Genomic DNA, 14,788 nt, shown 5'->3' on the forward strand with positions numbered 1-14,788 from the left:
TCGTCGTCGTGAGGTTTCCCGTGATGTCACCGCCCCCCGGAGAGTCCCCGGCCGGAGAGCCTCCGCCCGAAGAGTCCCCGTCGATCCGGTTGCTGCTGGTCGAGGACCACGACATGGTGGCCGAGGCGCTCGGCCTGGCCCTCGACCGCACCCACGACGTGCAGGTCGTGGCGCGCTCGGGGTCCATCGAGACGGCGGTGGCCGACACGCGGCGCCTCCAGCCGGACGTGGTGCTGCTGGACCGGCGGCTGCCGGACGGCGACGGGATCTCCGCGATCGGCCGGCTCACGGCCGCCGCGCCGCGCACGCGGGTGCTGGTGCTGACCGGCGAGGCGTCCTCGGCCTCGGCCACCCGGGTCGCCGAGGCGGGCGGGGCGGGCCTGGTGCTGAAGTCGGCGGCGCTGCACGAGCTGAAGGCGGCGGTCCGTCAGGTGGCCGCGGGCGGGGTGGTGTTCGCGCCCGAGCTGCTGGCCGGGGTGCTCGACCGGCTCACCGGGCGGACGGGGCTGGCGGGCGCCGAGCTGACCGCGCGGGAGCAGCAGACGCTGCTCCTGCTGGCGGACGGGGCCAGCACGGCGCTGATCAGCGAGCGGCTCGGCGTGGCGCACAACACCGCGCGCAACCACATCCAGCGCGTCCTCGAGAAGCTGGGCGCAGGGTCGAAACTGGAGGCGGTGGCGATCGCCCGCCGCGAGGGCCTGGTCGACTGACGCGCCCATGCCGACTCATGAGACTGATGCACATGCACTAGACGGGATGAAGCCGGTGAGTCTCGTCGCGCGGCCGTCCACAGGCGAGACTGAGAGGATGGGCACTGAGGGTTCGGTGTACGCGGTCGAGCACCACCTGGCGGAGGAGCTCGACAGCATCACGCTGGCCCGTGACCTGACGCGACAGGCGCTGATCGAGAGCGGCTACACGGGGCCGCACGACGACGCGCTGCTCGCCGTCTCCGAGCTGGTGACCAACGCGCTCGTCCACGGCGCGGGCGCGCCGGTGCTCCACCTGGTCGCCGGGCCCGTGCGGGTGCGCATCGAGGTCCGCGACTCCAGCACCCGGATGCCCGAGCCGCGCGAGCCGGGTCCGCGCAGCGGCTGGGGGCTCAACGTCATCGACCGGCTCTCCAGCCGCTGGGGCTGCCAGCCGTACGACGGCGGCAAGGTCGTCTGGTGCGAGCTGGCCGCGATTCCCGCCCCGAGTTGGGCCAACTGACAGCCGGACGTGCGAAGCTGCACTATGTCCGACGAGAGCCCCCGGCAGATCATCCAGGCCGACCACGAGCTGTTGGTGCAGAGTGTCGTCGACTACGCGATCTTCATGCTGGATCCGCTGGGCCGGATCGTGAGCTGGAACGCGGGCGCGGAGCGGATCAAGGGCCACCGCACGCAGGACATCATCGGGCGGCACTTCTCGGTGTTCTATCCGCCGGAGGACGTGGCGTCGGGCAGGCCGGCCCGCGACCTGGAGACGGTCGTGGCGGAGGGGCGGCTGGAGGACGAGGGCTGGCGGGTCCGCGCCGACGGCACGCGGTTCTGGGCGAACGTGGTCCTCACGGCGCTGCGTGACGACACGGGCCGGTTGCGCGGCTTCGGCAACGTCACCCGCGACATGACCGAGCGGGGCGCCGCCGAGCACACCCTGGGGGAGAGCGAGGAGAGCTTCCGGCTGCTCGTGCGGAGCGTCGTCGACTACGCGATCTTCATGCTGGATCCGCAGGGGCATATAGCGAGCTGGAACGCGGGCGCGGAGCGGATCAAGGGCTACCGCGCCGAGGACATCATCGGCCAGCATTTCTCGGTGTTCTATCCGCCGGAGGACGTGGCGTCGGGCAAGCCCGCCCGCGAGCTGGAGGTGGCCGCGGCGGAGGGGCGGCTGGAGGACGAGGGGTGGCGGGTCCGCGCCGACGGCACGCGGTTCTGGGCCAACGTGATCATCACGGCGCTGTTCGACGAGAGTGGCCGGCTGCGCGGCTTCGGCAAGGTGACCCGCGACATGACCGAGCGGCGCACCGCCGAACGCGCCCTGGACGACCGGAGCAGGCTGCTGACCCACCTGGTCCACGCCCAGGAGATGGAGCGGCGCCGCATCGCCTGGGACGTCCACGACGACACGATCCAGTCCATGGTGGCCGTGGGCATGCGCCTGCAACTGCTCGCCGACCGGCTGGAGGGGCCGGACGCCTCGGCGGCCCGGCGGCTCAACGAGACCGTGTCCGGGGCGATCCGCCGGCTGCGCGACCTCACCTTCCGGCTCCGGCCGCCCGGCCTCGACCGCGGCGGGCTGGTGGAGGGGCTGAGCACGTACCTGGACCAGGTGGTGACCGGCGCGGGGCTGGCGTACGAGCTGCGCCACGAGCTCGACCGGGAGCCGCCTTCCGAGACAGCGATCACGATATTTCGGATATGTCAGGAGGCGCTGACCAATGTCCGCAAGCATGCCCAGGCGAAGGCGGTGAACGTGTCTTTGTCGTCCAGCGGTCACGGTGTTCTGGTGCGGGTGGCCGACGACGGTGTCGGCGTCGGCGACCCGGTCGGCATCCTCGCGACGCCCGACCACTTCGGCCTCATCGAGATGCGCGAGCGCGCCGAGATGGCGGGCGGCTGGTGGAGCATCCGCGGCCGCCCGGGCGAGGGCACGACGGTGGAGTTCTGGGTGCCGGCTCTGGCCGCTGGCGGTGAGGGCGACCGCGGATGAGCGCACGGCACGACCGGGACACCGTGAAGGAGCTGCTGACCGTCCTCATCGGCGACGATGAGCCGATGATCCGCGACGTGCTCAGCGAGGTGCTCCAGGCCGAGCCCGACCTCAGCGTGGTCGCGGTCGCAGGTGACGCCGAGGAGGCCATCGCCCTCGCCGAGCGTCACGTGCCGCGCGTCGCCATCCTCGACGTCCGCATGCCCGGCGGTGGCGGCGCCCACGCCGCCCGCGTGATCCTCGACCGCTGTCCGGGCACCCGCGTCATGGCGTTCTCGGCCTACGGCGACGCGGGGTCCGTCGAGGAGATGCGGCGCGCCGGCGTCACCGAGTACCTCCTGAAAGGGCTGTCCAACAGCGACATCGTGGCCGCTGTGCGCCGCGTCGCGGCGAGCCGCTGAGTCAACTATGGGGGATTTTGAGATCTGAAATCCCTTTCGTACCCTGGTATGTGGAGGGGAGTACCCGAAACCGTCAGGGTCGTCATTACGGCGAGCCCCGAGGCCCGCCCGGTCCTGACGCCGTCCCGCGCGCGAGCGCCGCGGGAGGGCGGGGAGACCTCCGGCCGACGACATCGGACCGGAGGAATCTCGTTGGACGTCCCCTTCTGGGCCTGGCCCGCCGTGCTGGGCGTGATCGCGGTGATGCTCGCGATCGACCTGTTCTCCCATCGCCGCGCGCACGCGGTCGGCGTGCGCGAGGCCGCGCTCTGGTCGGCGCTGTGGATCGCGCTCGGCCTGGGCTTCGGCGCCGTGGTCTGGTGGCTGTGGGGTGCCGAGCTCGCCGGGCAGTACTACGCCGGCTACCTCATCGAGAAGTCGCTGGCGGTCGACAACGTCTTCGTCTTCGCGATCATCTTCGGCCACTTCGCGGTCCCGGCGCGCTACCAGCACCGCGTGCTGTTCCTCGGGGTGCTGGGCGCGCTGGTGTTCCGCGGCGTGTTCATCGCCGCGGGCTCCGTGCTCATCGCGAGCTTCTCGTGGATCCTGTACGTGTTCGGCGCCTTCCTGGTGCTGACCGGGATCCGGATGGCCCGTCACCGCGACGAGAGCGTGGACCCGGGCAGCAGCAGGACGCTGCGCCTGTTCCGCCGCCTGGTCCCGGTCACCGACGACTACCACGGACAGCGGTTCCTGGTGCGCCGGGGCGGGCGCTGGGTGGCGACGCCGCTGCTCGCGGTGCTCGTGCTGGTCGAGGTCAGCGACATCGTCTTCGCGGTGGACTCGATCCCGGCCGTCTTCGCGGTCACCTCGGAGCCGTTCCTGGTCTTCACCTCCAACGCCTTCGCCATCCTCGGCCTGCGGGCGATGTACTTCATGCTCGCCGGCCTGATGCACCGCTTCACCTACCTCAAGCTGGGCCTGGCCCTGGTGCTGGTCTGGGTGGGCGTGAAGATGCTCCTCCTGGACGTGTACAAGATCCCGACGGCCCTCTCGCTGGGAGTGGTCGCCGCGATCCTCGTCACCGCGGTCACGGCGAGCCTGCTCCGCTCCCGTCGGCTGGACCGGGCCCAGGAGGAGGCGGTCAGCGAGGCGGCGGAACGGTGAACGGCTCACCCCGCAGCAGCCGCTCGAAGTTCTGCCGCATCGAGTCGGCGTCGTTCAGGCGGGGGAACGGCTCGGTGGGGGTCTCGACGCCGAGGAAGGCGCACAGCGGCCCCCACCCCTCCCGCACGTCGAAGACGAGCAGCCGATCCGCCGGGACGCCGGCCTTGACGGCGGCGACGTGCCGCTCGAACACCTCGACGGCCAGCTCCTCGCTGGGGATGCCGTGCCCGGAGCTCCAGTCGGGGCCGAAGTAGCACCGCCCGATCGCGTCCAGGGCCGGCCGCATCCGGACCATGCCCGTGAAGATCTCGCGGGCCTGCTCGGGCAGCTCCTCCAGGGACCGGCCGTCGCGGGCCGCCGCGGAGGCGGCGGGGCCGGACATGAGCATGTTGATGCTGGGATACCACGAGCGCGGGTCGCGCACGGTCAGCACCACCTTGGCATCCGGATAGGTCTCGGCCAGCTCGCGCCAGTAGTGGCTGGCCGGCCAGTCGGTCGCCGAACGGTACCCGTCGAACACCTTGTCCCAGCCCTCGCGGCCGTGGACCTCGCCGGCCGTGGCCGCGAGCCACCGGTCCACGTGGTCGGGATGGGTGATGACCTCGAACATGTGATAGCAGGGGCCGAATCCCAGCCGCTCCAGCGCGGCCTTCATGGACATCGTCCCGGTACGCGGCAGTCCAGCCCCGATGACTTCCAGCATGTCGCTCCTCACCGTCGCCGTTGACGTGACGATCTCCACGTTAGGATGACCGGCGGTTGAATTCAACGGTTGGAGATTTTCGGCCGACCTGAAACTTTCAACCACCGGCGACGCCCCGCCAACCCCGCCGAACAGGACAAACACCTCCCGCACCGCCCGCGCCCAGGCGGCCGGGAGACCCGCGTTCCTACAGCTCAGAGCGGCTCCGTTGATACCTTGCCCCGGATCGCGCGCACCCCTTCCGCAGCACGCCCGCGCGATCCCCCCGCCGGCCCATCGGACGCGAAAGGCCACCACCGTGACGTTGCTCCCACGCCCGCTGCGCGGACGTGCCGCTCTCGCGATCGGCGCCGTCGCCGCGCTCACCCTCGGGGCGGTGGCGGTCAGCCCCGCCGTCACCGCCGCGGCAGCCACCGGCTGCGCCGTCACCTACACGGCCAGCACCTGGCAGGGCGGCTTCAGCGCCAACATCTCGATCAAGAACCTCGGCGACCCGGTCAACGGCTGGACGCTCGGCTTCACCTTCCCCGACTCCGGCCAGAAGGTCGTCCAGGGCTGGTCGGCGACGTACAGCCAGACGGGCGCCGCCGTGACCGCGCGCAGCATGAGCTACAACGGCGCGCTCGGCACCAACGCCTCGGCCACGATCGGCTTCAACGGGAGCTGGACGGGCGCCAACCCGGCGCCGACCTCCTTCACCCTCAACGGCGTCACCTGCACCGGCTCCACGACGCCCGGCCCCACGCCCACCGTGACCCCGACGGTGACGCCGCCCACCGACGGCACCCCGGTGGGGATCAACGGCCAGCTCCACGTGTGCGGCGTCAACCTCTGCAACCAGTACAACCGGCCCATCCAGCTACGCGGCATGAGCACCCACGGCCTGCAGTGGTTCGCCAAGTGCTACAACGCCGCCTCCCTCGACGCGCTGGCCGGCGACTGGAAGGCCGACCTGCTGCGGATCTCCATGTACGTCCAGGAGGACGGCTACGAGACCAACCCGCCGGCCTTCACCGCCCAGGTCAACAACCTCGTGGACATGGCCGAGGCGCGCGGCCTGTACGCGCTGATCGACTTCCACACGCTGACGCCCGGCGACCCGATGTACAACCTCGACCGGGCCAAGACCTTCTTCGCCGCCGTCGCGACCCGCAACGCCGCCAAGAAGAACGTCATCTACGAGATCACCAACGAGCCCAACGGGGTGAGCTGGTCGACCATCAAGAGCTACGCCGAGCAGGTCATCCCGGTCATCCGCGCCCACGATCCCGACGCCGTCATCGTGGTCGGCACCCGCGGCTGGTCGTCGCTCGGCGTCTCGGACGGCGGCAACGAGAGCGAGGTCGTCAACAACCCGGTCAACGCCGCCAACATCATGTACACCTTCCACTTCTACGCCGCCTCCCACACCGACACCTACCGGGCGGCGCTGACCAGGGCGGCCACGCGCATCCCGATGTTCGTCACGGAGTTCGGCACCGTCACCTACACCGGAGGAGGCACGGTGGACCTCGGCAGCACCACGACATGGCTCAACCTGCTGGACCAGTACAAGATCAGCTACGCGAACTGGACCTACTCCGACGCCGACGAGAGCAGCGCCGCCTTCAAGCCCGGCACCTGCAACGGCGGCACGTACGCGGGGACGGCCGTGCTGACGCAGTCGGGCGTCTACATGCGCGACCGCATCCGTACCCCGGACAACTTCCCGACCGGCTGACCCCGCCGGCCGGAGACCACCGGGCCCGAGACCACCGGGCCCGCGGTGCGGGAGGCGCGCCGCGGGCCCGGTCTCCATGTGTCCGAGGCCCACGCCCGCCTTCAGGCCGGGCGGATCCGCTCCAGGGCCGCGCGCATCTCGGCGGCCGTCTCCGGCGACAGCGCGGGGTGGGAGTGGAGGTCGAGGATCACGGTCGCCAGCAGGTGCGCCCCCTCGGGGCTGGCCACGTCCACGCCGAGGCTCCTGGAGACGTGCCGGTGGAGGATCGTGACGGCCAGCGCCATCGCGGTGCTGACCGTCGCGCGCGCCTTCCGGTCGGCGAAGGGCGGGTCGGCGCGCTCGGCGTCGGCCTCCGCCAGCCACTGCTCGCCCGCGCGCACCATCTCGTCGAACAGCGGCTCGGCCCGGCCCTCGACGAGGGCCCGCACGAGGTAGGGCTGGTAGGGCCCGAAGGCGGCCTGGGCCATGGCGACCGGGTTGGCCCTGGTGAGCATGGGGTCGTCGAAGGTCGCGTCCCTGACCCGGCGCAGCGTCTTGACGAGGAACTCGTCGCACGCCTCGCGCAGCGCCTCCTTCGAGCCGAAGTGGTGGCGCACCAGCCCCGAGGAGACTCCCGCGGTCTCCGCTATGCCGCGGATCGTGGCCCGCTCGAACCCGAGCTCGCCGAACTGCCGCAGCGCGGCCTCCCTGATCCGGGCGCGGGCGGTCAGATCCTCAAGGTCCGCCTCGATGCTCGCCACCAGCCACCCCTCCAGGCTTCGCGCATACGTACGGGATGAAGACTACACGCGCTGGACGCCTACTACACAAGCGTGTAGCTTCCTTCTCATCAGGGTAGTCCGCTTCACATGCGGACAGCCGCGGCTCTCTTCAGGAAGATCACCATGACTGACGCCATCTCGGTGTCCGGGCTCACCAAGGCGTTCGGCTCGGCCCGGGCGCTCGACGGCCTGGACCTCACCGTGCGCACGGGCGAGACCCACGGGTTCCTCGGCCCCAACGGCGCGGGGAAGAGCACCACGATCCGCGTCCTGCTCGGCCTGCTGCGCGCCGACGGGGGCCGCGCGCGGCTGCTCGGCGAGGACCCGTGGACCCGCGCCACCTCCCTGCACCGCCGCCTGGCGTACGTGCCCGGCGACGTCACGCTGTGGCCCGGCCTGACCGGCGGGGAGGTGATCGACCTGCTCGGCGGGCTGCGCGGCGGCCTCGACCGCGCGCGCAGGCGGGAGCTGCTGGAGCGCTTCCACCTTGACCCGCGCAAGCGCGCCCGCGCCTACTCCAAGGGCGACCGCCAGAAGGTCGCCCTCGTCGCGGCCCTGTCCGGCGACGCGGAGCTGCTGATCCTCGACGAGCCGACCTCCGGGCTGGACCCGCTGATGGAGGAGGTCTTCCGCGAGACGCTGCGCGAGGAGCTGCGCCGCGGCGACCGCACCGTGCTGCTCTCCAGCCACATCCTGTCCGAGGTCGAGGCCCTGTGCGACCGGGTCACCATCGTCCGCGACGGGCGCACGGTCGAGACCGGCACGCTCGCCGACCTGCGGCACCTGACCCGCACCTCGGTCCAGGCCGACCTCGCCGGCCCGCCGCACGGGCTCGCCGCCCTGCCCGGCGTCCACGACGTCCGCGTCCACGGCGGCCGGGTGGTCTTCGACGCCGACGCCCCCGCCCTGGACGCGGCGCTGCGCTGCCTGGCCGAGGCGGGCGTGCGCGGTCTGGTCAGCAGGCCGCCCAGCCTGGAGGAGCTGTTCCTGCGCCACTACAGCCACACCACCGAGGCCGCCGGGGCGGTCGGGTCCGCGGGGGCGGCCCGATGAGCGCGCTCGCCGGCACCCGCACGCTGGCCGGGCTGGCGCTGCGCCGGGAGCGGGCCGTCGCGCCCTGGTGGATCGCGCTGAACATGTCCATGGCCCTGCTGCTGATCGGGTACATCCAGCGGGTCATGCCGACCGACGCCGTCAAGGCGGCCTACACCGCCGTCATCTCCAGGAACACCTTCTTCCAGGCGCTCGGCGGCGGCTTCGTCGAGCCGCGCCTCGACGTCCTCGCGACCTGGCGCAGCGGCGGGTTCCTCTACGTGGCCAGTGCCTTCGCGGCCGTCATGTGCGTCGTCCGGCACACCCGCGCGGAGGAGGACGCGGGCCGGGCCGAGCTGCTGCGCGCGGCCGGAACCGGCCGCCGCGCCCCGCTGACGGCCGCGCTGCTCGTGGCCGCCGGGACCAGCCTGCTCGGCGGCCTGCTCACCGCGCTCGCGCTGGTCGCGGCCGGCCTCGAACCCGTCGGCTCGGCCGCCTACGGCGCCGCGATCACGGCGGTGGGATGGGTGTTCGCCGGCGTGGCCGCGGTGGCCGTCCAGCTCTCGCGCACCGCCCGCACCGCCACGACGATCGGCCTGTTCACGCTCGGCGTCGCCTACGTCATGCGGTACATCGGGGACGCGACGCGGCAGTACTGGCTGAAGGCTCTGTCCCCGATCGGCTGGGGCCACCTCGTGCGGCCCTACCAGGACGAGCGGTGGTGGCTGCTCGGCCTGTCGGCCGGGGTGGCCGCCGCGCTGTGCGCCCTCGCGTACGCGCTGCTCGACCGGCGCGACCTCGGCGCGGGCATGGTGCCCGAACGGCTCGGCCCCGCCTCCGCCCCCGGACCGCGCGGCCCGGTGGGCACGGCCTGGCGGCTGCACCGCGGCCTGCTCGCGCGCTGGGCGGCCGGCGTCGCGGTCCTTGCCATCGCGACGGCCGGGGCGGGCACCCTCGCCGGCCAGCTCGCCGCCATGCCCGGGATCGCCCAGGGCCTGCTACGGAACATGGGCGGGCCCACCGGGGGAGCGCTCGACGTCTACCAGCGGTACATGACGCTGATCTTCGCCCACGTGATCGCGCTCTACCCGGTGCTCATGGTGCGGCGGTTGCGTTCGGAGGAGACCTCCGGCCGGGCGGAGACCCTGCTGGCCACGCCGCTGACCCGCCTGCGCTGGGCGGGCGGCCACCTGGCGCTGGCCGGGCTGGGCTCCGCCGCGCTGCTCGCCGTCGCCGGGGTCGTCCACGGCGTGCTCTACGGGCTCCTCGTGGGCGACCTCGCCGCCGACCCGCCACGGGTGCTGGCCGGGATGCTGAGCCACGTCCCCGCGGTGTGGTCCGTCGGCGCCGCGGGGGTGCTCGCGTACGGGCTGCTCCCACGGGCGAGCGTGGCGGTCTCGTGGGCGGTCTGGATCCTGACCGCCGTGCTCGGCCAGCTCGCCGGCCCTCTGTACGGGATGTGGGCCGGCACGCCGCTGGAACCGTTCCACTACGTCCCCGACGTGTTCGGGGACGGCTCCTTCGACGCCGGGCCGTACCTGCTGCTGTTCGCGCTCACGGCGGCCCTCGTCGGCGGCGGCCTGCTCGCCCTGCGCCGCCGCGACCTGGGCTGACGGGGCTCCGGTCAGGCGGTGAGGGCGGTCTCGGCCGGGCCGGTGTGGCCGACGCGGCGGTACCACTCGGTGCCGAGGAGCTGGGCGCGCGCCGGCTCGGGCAGGGCGGTCAGCAGGGTCATCGACGCGCCCCGCTCCAGCTCCGACCGGTGCGCGTGCATGGCCGCCCACTTGTGCTCGCCCCACGGCGCGATGTCGAGCGTCGTCGTGACCCGGTCGTCGGGCACGCCCGGCAGCGTCTGCCCCGGCTCGGGGTCCGCGCCGAACACCGCACGCCAGTGCGACACCACCACCGACCGGGGGATGACCGCCAGGTAGAGGGCCCGCGGCCACCAGGGCTCGCCCGCGTCCGGGTAGAGCTGGTCGTACCCGGCCGCCTCCACCGCCGCCAGGGTGACGCGGTGGACGTGGACGTGGTCGGGGTGCCCGTAGGCGCCGTACCCGTCGTAGGTCAGCACGACGTCGGGCCTGAACTCCCTGATGTGCCGCACCACCCGGCCGACGGCCTCGTCGAACGGCGCGTCGAGGAAGCGCGGGGCGCCGGGCGCCGACTCGGGCTTGTTCGCGTCGGCGTAGCCCAGCAGCCGCGGCTCGCCCGCGCCGAGGATGTCCAGCGAGCGCTCCAGCTCGCCGGCCCGCACGGTGCCCGCCGTCCAGGTGCAGGTGACGACCGCGGTGCGGGCGCCCTCGGCGGAGCACCTGGCCAGCGTGCCGCCCGTCCAGATCGCCTCGTCGTCCGGATGGGCGTGGACCGCCAGCACCCCGAACCCCGCCACGATGCCCTCCTTCAAGATCGCTGGACGGCCATCGTAGCGGCGGGTTCAGCGCAGGGACGACCAGTGGCAGGCGTCCTCCAGGGAGCCGTAGGGCGGGAACTGGTCGACGAGCTGCGTGATGGTCAGCAGCCGGGCCAGCACGCCGCGCACGCCGACCAGGCGCAGGCCGCCGCCGCGGCTCTCCGCCCGGCGCTGGCTGTCGATGAGCTGCCACAGCCCGCTGGAGTCGCAGAAGCGCAGCCCGGCCGTGTCGAGGACGATCCGGGGCCGCTCCGAGGCCAGCGGCCCGGCCAGGGCCGCGATCAGCAGGTGCTGGGAGCTCATGTCCAGCTCACCGGTCAGGCGAACCACGTCGACGTCGCCGTGCCGCTCCATATCGATCACCAGGCGTGCCATGGCACTGCCTCTCCGTCGCCGTGTCGATGCCGTCGCCACCCTTGACCAGCGGGGATAGCGTCCAGCTTATCCGCACACCTCCGCCCGGCTCCACGGCTTGCCGGAAACGGTCACGAGGATCCCTCCGGTGTCGGGCGCGGCGGGCGTCCCGGGACCCTACCGCAGGCCCCGGGACGCCCACCGGCCCCGGCCGTCAGACGCCGACCGCCCGATCGTCGGCGCGAGGGCCCGCCTCCTCGAAGATCTCCGCGCGGGCCGCCACCGCCGACACGTCGTCGGGCTGCAGCTCCGCGGACATCTCCGCGTGCACCATGGTCCGGTAGCGCTCCGTCTCGCGCCGCACGTCCTCCTCGTCCCAGCCGAGCACCGGGGCGACGATCGCGGCCACCTCGGCCGCCGCGGCCACGCCGCGGTCGCGCTCCTCGATGGAGATGCGGGTACGGCGCACCAGCACGTCCTCCAGGTGCAGCGCACCCTCGTGCGTGGCCGCGTACAGCGCCTCGGCCCGCAGGTAGTCGGCCGCCCCGGTCAGCGGCTCCCCGAGGGACGCGTCCTCCTCGATCAGGCCGAGGACGTCCTCGACGGCCGAGCCGTAACGCCCGAGCAGGCGCTCGACGCGGGCGACGTCCACCCCGGCGCGCGCGGCCAGCCGGGCGCGGCCGTTGCGCAGCGCCTCGAACCCCTCGGCCCCGAGCAGCGGCAGCCGGTCGGTGACCGAGCGCGGCACGGCCGAGCCCAGCTCGCGCGCCGCCACGTCCACGGCGTCCTTGGCCATGACCCGGTACGTCGTGTACTTGCCGCCGGCGATGACGACGAGCCCCGGCGCGGGCCGGGCGACGGTGTGCTCCCTGGACAGCTTGGCGGTGTCGGAGGCGTCACCGGCGAGGAGCGGGCGCAGGCCCGTGTAGACGCCGTCGATGTCCTCGTGGGTGAGGGGCGTCGCGAGCACCTTGTTGACCTGGTCGAGCAGGTACTCGATGTCGGCCCGGCTGGCCACGGGACGGCCCTTGTCGAGGTTCCAGTCCGTGTCGGTGGTGCCGATGATCCAGTGCCGGCCCCACGGGATGGTGAAGAGCACGCTCTTCTCCGTACGCAGGATCAGGCCGGTGTGCAGGGTGATCCGGTCGCGCGGGACCGTGATGTGGACCCCCTTGGACGCCCTGACCCGCAGGCCGCCCTTGGTGCCCGCCATCCGCGCGGTCTCGTCGGTCCAGACGCCGGTGGCGTTGATCACCTGGCGGGCGCGCACCACGATCTCGCGCCCGTCCTCCAGGTCCGCCACCCGGGCCCCGGTCACGCGCTCGCCGTCGCGGACCAGCGCGGTCACGCGGGCCCTGGTCGCGACGGCCGCGCCGTACTGCGCGGCGGTGCGCGCCAGCGTCATCGCGAACCGCGCGTCGTCCACCTGGGCGTCGTGGTACTGGACGGCGCCGACGAGCGCCTCCGGGCTGAGCGAGGGCGCGGCGGCCAGCGCGCCCCGCCGGCTCATGTGCCGGTGCCGCGGCAGGATCCGCCGGCCGTCGAGCATGTCGTACAGCGCGATGCCGGCGCCCACGTAGAACCGCTCCCACAGCCGGTGCTTCAGCGGGAACAGGAACGGCACCGGGCGCACCAGATGGGGCGCGAGCCGGGTCAGCAACAGGCCGCGCTCCTTGAGGGCCTCCCTGACCAGCTTGAAGTCGAGCTGTTCGAGGTAGCGCAGACCGCCGTGGACGAGCTTGCTCGACCGGCTCGACGTGCCGGCGGCCCAGTCCTGCGCCTCCACCAGCGCGACCGACAGGCCGCGGGACACGGCGTCGAGCGCCGCGCCGGCGCCCACGACGCCACCGCCCACGACCAGCACGTCGAACTCGTCGTCGCCCAGCCGCCGCAGCGTCTCCGCGCGGTACGCGGGTCCCAGCGGTACAGATGTCACAGTAGAGCTCCTTCTCGAAAAGTCAGGCGGGCCCTGGGCCGCGATCCGCGCGGCCGTGCGCGGACCGCGGCCCGGGTGGTCGGCCGGCTCAGCCGACGTCGACCCAGTCGAGCGTGCGGGTGACGGCCTTCTTCCAGGTGGCGTAGCCGCCGTCGCGCTGCTCCTGCGACCAGGCGGGCTGCCAGCGGCGGTCCTCCTGCCAGTTCTGCTTGAGCTCGTCGGTGGACTTCCAGAAGCCCACGGCGAGCCCCGCGGCGTAGGCGGCGCCCAGCGCGGTCGTCTCCGCCACGACGGGCTTGGAGACCGGGACGCCGAGGATGTCGGCCTGGATCTGCATGCACAGGTCGTTGGCGGTGACGCCGCCGTCCACCCGCAGCACGTCGAGGGTGACCCCGGAGTCCTGGCGCATCGCCTCGACCACGTCGCGGCTCTGGTAGCAGATGGACTCCAGCGTGGCGCGGGCGATGTGCGCGTTGTTGTTGTAGCGCGACAGGCCGACGATCGCGCCGCGGGCGTCGGAGCGCCAGTACGGCGCGAACAGGCCGGAGAAGGCGGGCACGAAGAACACGCCGCCGTTGTCCTCGACCTGCCGGGCCAGCGACTCGCTCTGCTCGGCCCCGGAGATGATGCCGAGCTGGTCGCGCAGCCACTGCACGGCCGAGCCGGTCACCGCGATGGAGCCCTCCAGCGCGTACACCGGGGCCTCCGCGCCGAACTGGTAGCACACCGTGGTGAGCAGGCCGTTCTTCGAGCGGACCGGGGTGGTGCCGGTGTTGAGCAGCAGGAAGTTGCCCGTGCCGTAGGTGTTCTTGGCCTCGCCGACCTCGAAGCACACCTGGCCGACGGTGGCGGCCTGCTGGTCGCCGAGGACGCCGCCGAGCGTGACCTGCCCGCCCAGCGGGCCGCTCTCCCGGGTGCGCCCGTACGCCTCGGCGTGCGAGGACGGGACGATGGCCGGCAGCATCCGCCGCGGGATGCCGAAGAACGACAGCAGCTCGTCGTCCCAGTCCAGCTTCTCCAGGTCCATGAGCATGGTGCGGCTGGCGTTGGTGACGTCGGTGACGTGCAGGCCGCCGTCGGGGCCGCCGGTGAGGTTCCACAGCAGCCACGTGTCGGTGGTGCCGAAGATCGCCTCGCCGGCCTCGGCCGCCTCGCGCACGCCTTCGACGTTCTCCAGGATCCACTGGATCTTCCCGGCGGAGAAGTACGTCGCGGGCGGCAGTCCGGCCTTGGCGCGGATGACGTCGCCCCTGCCGTCGCGCTCCAGCGCCGAGGCGATCCGGTCCGTGCGCGTGTCCTGCCAGACGATGGCGTTGTAGTACGGCCGGCCGGTGGTGCGGTTCCAGACCACGGAGGTCTCGCGCTGGTTGGTGATGCCGAGCGCGGCCAGGTCGGAGGCCACGAGGTTCGCCTTGTTCAGCGTGGTCTGGATGACCGCCCGGGTGCGCTCCCAGATCTCCGTGGGGTTGTGCTCCACCCAGCCGGCGCGCGGCAGGATCTGCTCGTGTTCGAGCTGGTGGCGGGCGATCTCGTTGCCGCCGTGATCGAAGATCATGAAGCGGGTGCTCGTCGTTCCCTGGTCGACGGCGCCGACGAAGTCCGGCATGGAATCGTGCCTCCTCGGATGGGGG

General features: G+C 72.7%; 14 protein-coding genes. 8 read left to right on the plus strand and 6 right to left on the minus strand.

The window, feature by feature from the left end; genetic code table 11:
• Positions 1 to 23: 23 nt before the first annotated feature.
• From HD595_RS18120 to HD595_RS18140, 5 genes are all read left to right on the plus strand, one after another.
• Positions 24 to 710, plus strand: a complete 687-nt coding sequence (locus HD595_RS18120; RefSeq protein WP_253770521.1) for a response regulator transcription factor — start codon at positions 24 to 26, stop codon at positions 708 to 710.
• Between the two features lie 97 nt (positions 711 to 807).
• Positions 808 to 1,212: an ATP-binding protein gene (locus tag HD595_RS18125; RefSeq protein ID WP_253770523.1), complete on the plus strand. Its 405-nt coding sequence runs from the start codon at positions 808 to 810 to the stop codon at positions 1,210 to 1,212.
• Between the two features lie 24 nt (positions 1,213 to 1,236).
• Positions 1,237 to 2,694: a PAS domain-containing sensor histidine kinase gene (locus HD595_RS18130; protein ID WP_253770526.1), complete on the plus strand. Its 1,458-nt coding sequence runs from the start codon at positions 1,237 to 1,239 to the stop codon at positions 2,692 to 2,694.
• On the plus strand, positions 2,691 to 3,095 hold the full coding sequence (locus tag HD595_RS18135) for a response regulator (RefSeq protein ID WP_253770529.1): 405 nt from the start codon (positions 2,691 to 2,693) through the stop codon (positions 3,093 to 3,095). Before HD595_RS18130 ends, HD595_RS18135 begins: the two co-directional genes overlap by 4 nt.
• A 192-nt stretch (positions 3,096 to 3,287) precedes the next feature.
• Positions 3,288 to 4,241, plus strand: coding sequence for a TerC family protein (locus HD595_RS18140; RefSeq protein WP_253770531.1), 954 nt, complete (start codon positions 3,288 to 3,290; stop codon positions 4,239 to 4,241).
• On the opposite strand, the gene HD595_RS18145 is transcribed toward HD595_RS18140, so the two are convergent.
• The gene (locus HD595_RS18145) at positions 4,219 to 4,944 is read right to left on the minus strand and encodes a sulfotransferase family protein (RefSeq protein WP_253770532.1); all 726 of its coding nucleotides are present in this window, start codon (positions 4,942 to 4,944) and stop codon (positions 4,219 to 4,221) included. The two genes, HD595_RS18140 and HD595_RS18145, sit on opposite strands and share 23 nt — an antisense overlap.
• Positions 4,945 to 5,242: 298 nt before the next feature.
• Here HD595_RS18145 and HD595_RS18150 point away from each other — a divergent pair, with 298 nt between their 5' ends.
• A complete protein-coding gene (locus tag HD595_RS18150) occupies positions 5,243 to 6,664 on the plus strand; it encodes a cellulase family glycosylhydrolase (RefSeq protein WP_253770534.1) in 1,422 nt (473 codons plus the stop codon).
• A gap of 101 nt (positions 6,665 to 6,765) precedes the next feature.
• Here the strand turns inward: HD595_RS18150 and HD595_RS18155 are convergent, their stop codons facing one another.
• The gene (locus tag HD595_RS18155; RefSeq protein WP_253770536.1) at positions 6,766 to 7,404 is read right to left on the minus strand and encodes a TetR/AcrR family transcriptional regulator; all 639 of its coding nucleotides are present in this window, start codon (positions 7,402 to 7,404) and stop codon (positions 6,766 to 6,768) included.
• 144 nt (positions 7,405 to 7,548) lie between these two features.
• Between HD595_RS18155 and HD595_RS18160 the strand changes: the two genes are divergently transcribed.
• Complete coding sequence (locus HD595_RS18160; protein WP_253770538.1) at positions 7,549 to 8,478, plus strand: ABC transporter ATP-binding protein; 930 nt, start codon at positions 7,549 to 7,551, stop codon at positions 8,476 to 8,478.
• Positions 8,475 to 10,070, plus strand: coding sequence for an ABC transporter permease (locus HD595_RS18165; protein ID WP_253770540.1), 1,596 nt, complete (start codon positions 8,475 to 8,477; stop codon positions 10,068 to 10,070). Before HD595_RS18160 ends, HD595_RS18165 begins: the two co-directional genes overlap by 4 nt.
• 11 nt (positions 10,071 to 10,081) lie before the next feature.
• Here HD595_RS18165 and HD595_RS18170 read toward each other — a convergent pair whose 3' ends face one another.
• From HD595_RS18170 to glpK, 4 genes are all read right to left on the minus strand, one after another.
• Positions 10,082 to 10,846 (minus strand): PIG-L family deacetylase, encoded by a 765-nt coding sequence (locus HD595_RS18170; RefSeq protein ID WP_253770542.1) that lies wholly within the window; start codon positions 10,844 to 10,846, stop codon positions 10,082 to 10,084.
• 45 nt (positions 10,847 to 10,891) lie between these two features.
• Positions 10,892 to 11,242 carry an STAS domain-containing protein gene (locus tag HD595_RS18175; RefSeq protein ID WP_253770544.1) on the minus strand — a complete coding sequence of 117 codons (351 nt, stop codon included), beginning with the start codon at positions 11,240 to 11,242 and terminating at the stop codon, positions 10,892 to 10,894.
• A gap of 193 nt (positions 11,243 to 11,435) precedes the next feature.
• Positions 11,436 to 13,157, minus strand: a complete 1,722-nt coding sequence (locus HD595_RS18180; protein ID WP_253770546.1) for a glycerol-3-phosphate dehydrogenase/oxidase — start codon at positions 13,155 to 13,157, stop codon at positions 11,436 to 11,438.
• 88 nt (positions 13,158 to 13,245) lie between these two features.
• The gene (glpK, locus tag HD595_RS18185; RefSeq protein WP_253770548.1) at positions 13,246 to 14,763 is read right to left on the minus strand and encodes a glycerol kinase GlpK; all 1,518 of its coding nucleotides are present in this window, start codon (positions 14,761 to 14,763) and stop codon (positions 13,246 to 13,248) included.
• Positions 14,764 to 14,788: the final 25 nt, after the last annotated feature.

Source organism: Nonomuraea roseoviolacea subsp. carminata (assembly GCF_024172185.1).
Lineage (GTDB): Bacteria > Actinomycetota > Actinomycetes > Streptosporangiales > Streptosporangiaceae > Nonomuraea > Nonomuraea roseoviolacea.